This window comes from Ideonella azotifigens, from assembly GCF_006519715.1.
GTDB classification, from domain to species: Bacteria; Pseudomonadota; Gammaproteobacteria; order Burkholderiales; family Burkholderiaceae_C; genus Ideonella; species Ideonella azotifigens.
Map to the genome: position 1 here is coordinate 1 of NZ_VIDT01000229.1, position 7833 is coordinate 7833.

Annotated in this window: 8 protein-coding genes; 4 read left to right on the forward strand and 4 right to left on the reverse strand. The window is 68.2% G+C overall.

Annotation, left to right across the window (positions count from 1 at the left end; genetic code table 11):
- Positions 1-86 precede the first annotated feature (86 nt).
- On the reverse strand, positions 87-977 hold the full coding sequence (locus tag FKP22_RS14975; protein WP_141288273.1) for a hypothetical protein: 891 nt from the start codon (positions 975-977) through the stop codon (positions 87-89).
- 242 nt (positions 978-1219) lie between these two features.
- Here FKP22_RS14975 and ispD point away from each other — a divergent pair, with 242 nt between their 5' ends.
- A complete protein-coding gene (gene ispD, locus FKP22_RS33880) occupies positions 1220-2323 on the forward strand; it encodes a 2-C-methyl-D-erythritol 4-phosphate cytidylyltransferase (protein WP_141288274.1) in 1104 nt (367 codons plus the stop codon).
- Complete coding sequence (gene ispF / locus FKP22_RS14985) at positions 2320-2814, forward strand: 2-C-methyl-D-erythritol 2,4-cyclodiphosphate synthase (RefSeq protein ID WP_141288275.1); 495 nt, start codon at positions 2320-2322, stop codon at positions 2812-2814. Before ispD ends, ispF begins: the two co-directional genes overlap by 4 nt.
- Here ispF and FKP22_RS14990 read toward each other — a convergent pair whose 3' ends face one another.
- Positions 2815-4137 carry a sensor histidine kinase family protein gene (locus FKP22_RS14990; protein ID WP_375140584.1) on the reverse strand — a complete coding sequence of 441 codons (1323 nt, stop codon included), beginning with the start codon at positions 4135-4137 and terminating at the stop codon, positions 2815-2817.
- A gap of 187 nt (positions 4138-4324) precedes the next feature.
- Positions 4325-5059 (reverse strand): osmolarity response regulator transcription factor OmpR, encoded by a 735-nt coding sequence (gene ompR, locus FKP22_RS14995; protein WP_141288276.1) that lies wholly within the window; start codon positions 5057-5059, stop codon positions 4325-4327.
- 158 nt (positions 5060-5217) lie between these two features.
- Between ompR and FKP22_RS15000 the strand changes: the two genes are divergently transcribed.
- Entirely contained in the window at positions 5218-5952 is a 735-nt protein-coding gene (locus FKP22_RS15000) for an SIMPL domain-containing protein (RefSeq protein WP_141288277.1), read from the forward strand.
- A 24-nt stretch (positions 5953-5976) separates the two neighbouring features.
- Here the strand turns inward: FKP22_RS15000 and FKP22_RS15005 are convergent, their stop codons facing one another.
- Complete coding sequence (locus FKP22_RS15005; protein ID WP_141288278.1) at positions 5977-6747, reverse strand: 3-hydroxybutyrate dehydrogenase; 771 nt, start codon at positions 6745-6747, stop codon at positions 5977-5979.
- 133 nt (positions 6748-6880) lie between these two features.
- Between FKP22_RS15005 and FKP22_RS15010 the strand changes: the two genes are divergently transcribed.
- Complete coding sequence (locus FKP22_RS15010; RefSeq protein ID WP_141288279.1) at positions 6881-7759, forward strand: alpha/beta fold hydrolase; 879 nt, start codon at positions 6881-6883, stop codon at positions 7757-7759.
- Positions 7760-7833: the final 74 nt, after the last annotated feature.

Genomic DNA, 7833 nt, shown 5'->3' on the forward strand with positions numbered 1-7833 from the left:
GCCAGCCCTGCGGCTGCCGCAGCCGCGAGGGCTGCAGCAGCGGTCAGGCCGAAGGACGTTCGCAGGGCCATGCGTGTGCAGCTTGCTCAGTTGACGAAGGTCTTGAGCCAGTTCAGCGTGGCATTCAGCTGCCAGGCGGCGGATCCGTTCTGGTAGCCGCTGTCGACCAGCAGGCCGCTGCACTGCGTGCCGTACAGGCCGCCATAGCCCATGAAGCAATGGTCGGCATAGAGGTCCAACACTTCGTAGTCCTTCACGATGTACCAGCCGCTGCCATTCTGGCGAAAACAGGACTGCTGGCCACTGCAGGTCAACCCGGTGACGAGTTGGGCCTGCGAGCGGGCGATGGCCTCGGTGCCGCCGACGAACATGTCGCGCTCGCCGTTGATGATGCGCAGCCGGTCGCCGGGCTGGGTGTGATTGCCGTCGGCAATGCAGGACGACAGGTTGTAGGCCGCGGTGTAGGTCGAGCCGGTGCCCTGGCCGAAGGAGGCGCGCACCCGGGAATCGTAGTTGCGCGAGAGCACCGAGATGATGGAGCCCTGGCTCAGGCCGCCGGTGACGACGCCTTTGGAGCAGTCCGCCTTGGCACGCGAGCACAGCTTGGCGATGGCGCTGTTGACGCTGTTCGCGTCGAAGATGCCCTTGGCCCGGCCGCCGATGATGCTGCAGTTGCCGAAGGTCGCGTTGTCGTACTGCACCGTGGCGGCGACAAAGCCCTTGGCGGCCGCGGCATTCACGGCGGCGCTGGCCCAGGCGCTGTTGTAGGACTCGCCGGTGCCGCCAATGTGCACGTAGACCGGGTATTTGCCCGAGGCGGTGGGTTCCTTGCCGGCGATGTTGTAGCTGGCGCCGTTGGTGTAGGTCATGCTGAAGCTGGTCTGCGCCTGGGCGGTGTGGGCGGCCAGCAGCGCGCTGCCGGCAAGCGTGAGCAGGCGCAGCGGGCGCAGGGTCTGGCGGTTCAGGGAACGGTTCATTCGTGTCTCCTTCGCAGGGCATCTTGTGGGGGAACGCAGCGGATTCTTGGCACCGTGCCTGGGGCGGACTTGTACCGAGATGACATGCCGCCTCAGGGAATGCCCGCCGATGGCAACCAGTCGCAACAAGCGGGCACCAGGCGGGAGCGCATTCTGTTCAGGCCTGCTGCGGGTGCACTTGCATTGGCATGACATGCCAGGCCAGGGACTTCCCTGTGCAGCCTTTCCCTAGAATCGGGTCTATGAATTCAATGACCATCGGCAGCGTGCCGCGTTGCTTTGCGCTGGTGCCCTGCGCTGGCGCTGGCCGCCGCGCCGGCAGCCACAACCCCAAGCAATACGAGCCGGTCGCTGGCCGGCCGCTGGTGGCCCACACGCTGGCCGCCTTGGCCGGCGTGGCCCGCATCGAGGCCACGCTGGTGGTGCTGGCGCCGGACGACGAGCAGTTCGATGACGAGTTCCCCGGCCTGGTGGGCGACCGACTCTGGACCGCCAAGGTGGGCGGTGCGACCCGCGCCGAAACCGTGGCCAATGGCCTGGCCGAGCTGAAGATGCGCGGCGTGCAGCCGCACGACTGGGTGCTGGTGCACGACGCGGCGCGCTGCCTGATTCGCGCCGAGTGGGTGGACCGGCTGATCGACACCTGCCACGACGACGAAGTGGGCGGACTGCTGGCATTGCCGTTGGCCGACACACTGAAGGCCGATGCGGACGGCGATGTGCACCCCGAAGCACGGGGCCGCGTGCAGGCCACCGTGCCGCGCGACGGCAAGTGGGCCGCACAGACGCCGCAGATGTTCCGCCTGGGCCTGCTGGCCCCGGCGCTGGCCGCGGCAGACCCGGCGCAGATCACCGACGAGGCCAGCGCCGTCGAGGCCCTGGGCCACCAGCCGCTGCTGGTGCGGGGCGACTACGAGAACTTCAAGGTCACCTGGCCCGGCGACTTTGCGCTGGCCGAGCGGTTGCTGGCATCGGTCAGGCCAGGCCCCGAGATGCGGGCCTTCGTGCCGGCCAAGGACTTCGCGCTGTCGCTGCGCTTCTATGCCGACATCGGCTTCACGAAGGAGTTCGAGCACGGCAACCTGGCGGGCTTCAAGCTGGGCGGCACCGGCTTCCTGCTGCAGGACTTCTACGAGCCGCAGCACGCCGCCAATTTCATGATGCACCTGACGCTGGACGACCTGGACGGCTTCTGGCGCGGCTTGCAGCAGAACGGCGTGGCGGCGCGCTACGGTGTGCGCGTCGAGCCGCCGGAGGAACGCCCCTGGGGCCTGGTCGACATGGTGCTGTTCGACCCCAGCGGCGTCTTGTGGCGCATTGCCCAGCGCATGGAAACGCCGGCATGACGCTGCCCGCACTCCGGATCGGCGAAGGCTGGGACACGCACCAACTCGTCACCGGCAGGCCGCTGGTGTTGGGCGGCATCACCATCCCGCACACGCATGGCCTGCTGGGCCATTCCGACGCCGATGCCCTGCTGCATGCGATCACCGACGCGCTGCTGGGCGCCGCCGCGTTGGGCGATATCGGCAGGCACTTCCCCGACACCGCCGTCGAGTTCAAAGGTGCCGATTCGACCGTGCTGCTGGCCGAGGCCTACCGCCGTGTGCAGGCCGCCGGCTGGCAAGTGGTGAACCTGGACAGCACCATCGTCGCCCAGGCGCCGAAGATGGCGCCGCACATCGGCGCAATGGTTGCGCGCATTGCCGAGGTGCTGGGCATCGACGCCAGCCGGGTCAACGTCAAGGCCAAGACTGCCGAGAAGATGGGGCCGGTGGGCGAGGGACTGGCCATCGAGACCCGCGCGGTCTGCCTGTTGGCTGCTGTCGCGAACTGATCAAGCTCGCCGGAGCCTGATGTGCGCCATCAGGCCGCCGTCGCGCGCGTTGGCCAGTTCGAGTGAGGCGTCGATGCGCTGCAGCGCCTTCTTGACGATGGCCAGGCCCAGGCCGGCGCCGGTGGCGGCGGTGCGGGCGGCGTCGCCGCGGAAGAAAGGCGTGGTCAGCTGGTCCAGCTTTTCAGGCGGCACGCCCTGGCCGTAGTCGCGCACGGTGATGATCACCGTGTCGCCGGCCAGCACATGGCTGACCTTGACCTTGGCCACGCCGGTCTCGATGGTGCGGCCGTAGCGGCGCGCGTTCTCGAACAGGTTGGCGAACACGCGGCCCAGCTCGGTGTCGTCGCCCAGCACGCCCAGCGTGGGCGGCAGGCGAAGCGAGAAGCGGATCTGCGACTGGTCGCGGAAGGCTGCGGCCTCGCGCTCGATCACGCTGCTCAGGTCCACAGGCACCGGGTGCGGATCGTCCGGCCGGGCATAGTCCATGAACTTGTCGATGATCGCGTCGAGCTGGTCGATGTCCAGCGCCATGTTGCGCCGGGCCTCGTCGTCGGCCACGCTGATCTCGGCTTCCAGCCGCAGCCGTGCCAGCGGCGTGCGCAGGTCGTGCGAAATGCCGGCCAGCATCACCGCACGTTCTTCCTCTACCTTGGCCAGCTCGCGCGCCATGCGGTTGAAACCGATGTTGACCGCGCGGATCTCGGTGGTGATGGTGCTTTCGTCCAGCCGCGAGTCGTACTCGCCTTCGCGGATGCGGCTGGCGGCAAACGACAGGTCCTTCAGCGGCCGGTTGATCAAGCGCGCAATGGTCACCGAGCCCAAAACCGTGGCGATCAGCGCGATGCTGACCCAGACAATCCAGGTGCCCGGCGTCAGCGGTTCGACGCGGGCGTATTCGGCCTGCATCCAGTACGGGTCCTGATCGATCTCGAAGCCAACCCACAGCGCAGGCAGACCGTTGACGGTGCGGGCGACCACGGTGCTGGGGCCCAGCCGGGCGCGCAGGTCGTCGGCCACGCGGCGGGTGAAGCGGTCGGTCTCGAAGGCTTCCCACTTGTCGCCCGGCTCGCGCGGCACGATCTTCACAGCCTCTTCCTCGCGCATGGTCTTGACCACCGCGATGCGGTTGATGCCGTCCGAGTAGCGCAGCGCGGCGCGGGAGAGGTTGACCAGGCTGCCGATCTGCTGCGCAGCCTGCACCGCGCGTGGCTCGAATTCAAGCTGGCGCAGCGTCTGCACCCAGGCCAGGATGCCGAAGGAAAGCAGCAGCGCCAGCAGCACGAAAGTGCGCCAGAACAGGTTCAGCGACAGAGGCGCTTTCAGCGGGCCGAGCCGGCGCGGGCGGCGCTTCTTGCTGCTGCCGGCGCTGTTACTGCTGCTGCGCTTGCGCGCAGCCCGGCGTGCCGCACGCGCCTCTGGCGTTTCGGCCGGACGTTCGGAGGGGGCGCCGCCTTGCGGTGCGTCAGGCAGCGTCACGCTTCCCACGGATGGCACTTCACCGGCTCAGTGCTCAGACCATTTCGCTGGGCACGAACACGTAGCCCACGCCCCAGACGGTCTGGATGTAGCGTGGGTTCGACGGGTCGGGCTCCAGCATCTTGCGCAGGCGGGAAATCTGCACGTCCAGGCTGCGGTCGAAGGGCTCGAATTCGCGGCCGCGGGCCAGCTGGGCCAGCTTGTCGCGCGAGAGCGGCTGGCGCGGGTGGCGCACCAGCGCCTTGAGCATCGAGAACTCGCCGGTGGTCAGCGTGATCTGGTCGCCGTCCTTGGTCAGGCGGCGCAGCGAGAGGTCGAATTCAAACGGCCCGAAGCTCACGACCTGTTGTTCCTTGGCCGGCGCGCCTGGCGCTTCCTGCGCCGGGCGGCGGCGCAGCACGGCATGGATGCGGGCCAGCAGCTCGCGTGGGTTGAAGGGCTTGGGCAGGTAGTCGTCCGCACCCACTTCCAGGCCGACGATGCGGTCCACGTCCTCGACCTTGGCGGTCAGCATGATGATGGGCGTCGGGTCGCCGGCGGCACGCAGCCGGCGGCAGATGGACAAGCCGTCTTCGCCGGGCAGCATCAGGTCCAGCACGATCAGGTCGATGGTCTCCCGGGTTTGCAGGCGGTTCAGGGCTTTGGCATCTTCGGCCAGCAGCACGTCGAAACCTTCCTGCGTGAGGTAGCGGCGCAGCAGGTCGCGAATGCGGGCATCGTCATCTACAACGACGATGCGGTCCGGGCGGGTGTTGGCGTGGGTGCTCATGAGCGACTCCCAATTTGTAACAGCGGCGATTCTGACGGGCGGATCAGGGTCAAAACGGGATGCTGACGCGTTGTTACAAATGTTGCCCCGGCTGTGACCGGCCCTGAAAATGCGGTCAGCGGCGCGGATCCATGCCCCGTTGAGGGATGATGAAGCACATGCAAAATCCCGTCTCATCCCGCTTTTCCACCTCCGCCGCCGTCCTGGCCGCCAGCCTTTGCGTGGCCGCCGCGCCGGCCTTCGCCGATGCGCCGCCGCCGTCCGGCGTGCTGACGCTGAGCGCCACGGCCACCACCGAAGTCCCGCAGGACTGGATGCGGCTGAGCTTCGCGGTGCAGCGCGAGGGCGCTGACGCAGTGGGCGTGCAGTCCCAGCTGAAGCAGGCGGTGGACGCCGCGTTGGCCGAGGCCCGCAAGGGCGCCAAGCCCGGCCAGGTCGAAGTGCAGACCACCGGTTTCTCGATCTACCCGCGCTACAACAGCAAGGGTGCGATCAGCGGCTGGCAGGGCCGCAGCGAGCTGCTCGTCGAAGGGCGCGACATGGCGGCCATCGGCGCCTTGTCCGGCCGCATCGGCACGATGACGATCTCGCAGGTCGGCTACAGCCTGTCGCGCGAAGCCCGCGAGACGGTGGAAGCGGCGGTCAGCGCCGAGGCCATCACCCGCTTCAAGGCGCGCGCCAGCGAGCAGGCCAAGCTGTTCGGCTACGGCAGCTACACGCTGCGCGAAGTCAGCACCAGCAGCGACGGCGGCGGGGTGCCGCAGCCGATGTACCGCGCGGCCGCCGCGCCGAAGGCCATGCTGTCGTCCGCGGCAGACGGCGAATCGCTGGCAGTTCAGGCCGGCAAGGAAAGCGTCACGGCCACCGTCACCGGCAGCGTGCAGCTGAAGTAAGCCTCGCCGCCCGCCAGCGCCGGCTCACTGCGCCAGCCAGCCGCCGTCCATGTTGATGGCGGTGCCGCGCATGTTGTCGGCCGCTGGCGAGCAGAGGAAGACCGCCAGCGCGCCCAGCTCTTCCGGCGTGGTGAACTGCAGCGAAGGCTGCTTCTCGGCCAGCAAGGTCTTCTTCGCTTCTTCCACGCTGACGCCCTGGGCCTTGGCGCGGTCCTCGACCTGCTTTTGCACCAGCGGTGTCAGCACCCAGCCAGGGCAGATGGCGTTGACCGTGACGCCGGTTGTTGCGGTCTCCAGCGCCGCCGCCTTGGTGAAGCCGACCACGCCGTGCTTGGCTGCCACGTAGGCGGACTTCTGCGCCGAGGCCACCAGGCCGTGCGTGGACGCCACGTTCAGGATGCGGCCCCAGTTGCGGTGCCTCATGCCGGGGAGCACCAGGCGCGTGCCGTGGAAGGTGGCGCTGAGGTTGATGGCGATGATGGCGTCCCAGCGCTCGACCGGGAAATCCTCCACCGGCGCGACGAACTGGATGCCAGCGTTGTTGACCAGGATGTCCACCGGGCCGAGTTCGGCCTCGCAGGCCTGGACCATCGCGGCAATCTCGTCCGGCTTGCTCATGTCGGCGCCGTGGTAGGCCACCTTCACGCCCAGCGCAGCGACTTCGGCCTTGGCCGATTCGTATTCGCCGAAGCCGTTGAGCAGGATGTTCGCGCCCTGTGCGGCCAGGGCCTTGGCGATGCCGAGGCCAATGCCACTCGTCGAGCCGGTGACGATGGCGGTTTTTCCTTTGAGCATGTGCGTTTCTCCGATGAACGAAAGAGCCGGGGTGCCCCTCGGCGGACAAGGAAACTCAGGCGCTGGCCGTCGTTCTCCGCCGGGGGTTGCTACAGTCGATTATCTGGTGCCCCACCCAAAATCCGAGCCCTCCATGAACAAGCCTTTGCACCTGCCGCGTGAACGCGAAGTCCAGTGCCTGGACGCCCGCGGGCTGCACCGCATGGCCTATGTGGAATGGGGCGAGGCCGACAACCCGCGCGTGCTGGTCTGTGCCCACGGGCTGACCCGCCAGGGCCGGGACTTCGACACGCTGGCACAAGCCATGGCCGGCGAATTCCGCGTGGTCTGCCCGGACGTGGTCGGCCGTGGCCGCTCCGATTGGCTGGCCGACCCGGCCGGCTACCAGATCCCCGCCTATGTGGCCGACATGGTCACGCTGCTGGCCCGGCTGGATGCGCAGCAGCTCAGCTGGGTGGGCACTTCGATGGGCGGCTTGATCGGCATGAGCCTGGCCGGCCTGCCGGGCTGCCGCTTCGAGAAGCTGGTGCTGAACGACGTCGGCCCGAAGATCGAATGGGCCTCGCTGCAGCGCATTGGCCAGTACCTGGGCCAGCCTTCGCACTGGGCCAACCTGGACGAAGCGGCAGACGCGCTGTGGGCGATCTCCCAAGGCTTCGGCCCGCACACCCGCGAGCAGTGGCTGGCGCTGAGCGCGCCGCAATTGAAGCCCGATGGTGACGGCTTCAAGCCGCACTACGACCTGGCGCTGGCGCAGCCTTTCCGCACCGTCACGCCCCAGGCCGCCACCGCCGGAGAAGCCATGCTCTGGGCCGCCTACGACCGCATTGCCTGCCCGACGTTGTTGTTGCGCGGCGCAGAGTCCGATCTGCTGGCACCTGAGACGGCCGCCGAGATGACACGGCGCGGCCCGCGCGCCACGCTGTACGAATTCGCCGGCGTGGGCCATGCGCCGATGCTGGTACAGCATGACCAGGTTGAGGTGGTGCGCGCCTTCCTGCTGGGCGATTGAACGCCGAATGAAAGTGAGCGCATGAGAAGTCAGCTCGGGCCGGACGGCGCCACCGCCCCCATTGTTTCCCTGGC

Excerpts from the sequence above, each read along its gene's own strand:
- FKP22_RS14975 (WP_141288273.1), bottom strand. The coding sequence starts at position 977 with ATGAACCGTTCCCTGAACCGCCAGACCCTGCGCCCGCTGCGCCTGCTC.
- ompR (WP_141288276.1), bottom strand. The coding sequence starts at position 5,059 with ATGAGCACCCACGCCAACACCCGCCCGGACCGCATCGTCGTTGTAGAT.
- FKP22_RS15005 (WP_141288278.1), bottom strand. The coding sequence starts at position 6,747 with ATGCTCAAAGGAAAAACCGCCATCGTCACCGGCTCGACGAGTGGCATT.
- FKP22_RS15010 (WP_141288279.1), top strand. The coding sequence starts at position 6,881 with ATGAACAAGCCTTTGCACCTGCCGCGTGAACGCGAAGTCCAGTGCCTG.
- ispF (WP_141288275.1), top strand. The coding sequence starts at position 2,320 with ATGACGCTGCCCGCACTCCGGATCGGCGAAGGCTGGGACACGCACCAA.
- ispD (WP_141288274.1), top strand. The coding sequence starts at position 1,220 with ATGAATTCAATGACCATCGGCAGCGTGCCGCGTTGCTTTGCGCTGGTG.
- FKP22_RS15000 (WP_141288277.1), top strand. The coding sequence starts at position 5,218 with ATGCAAAATCCCGTCTCATCCCGCTTTTCCACCTCCGCCGCCGTCCTG.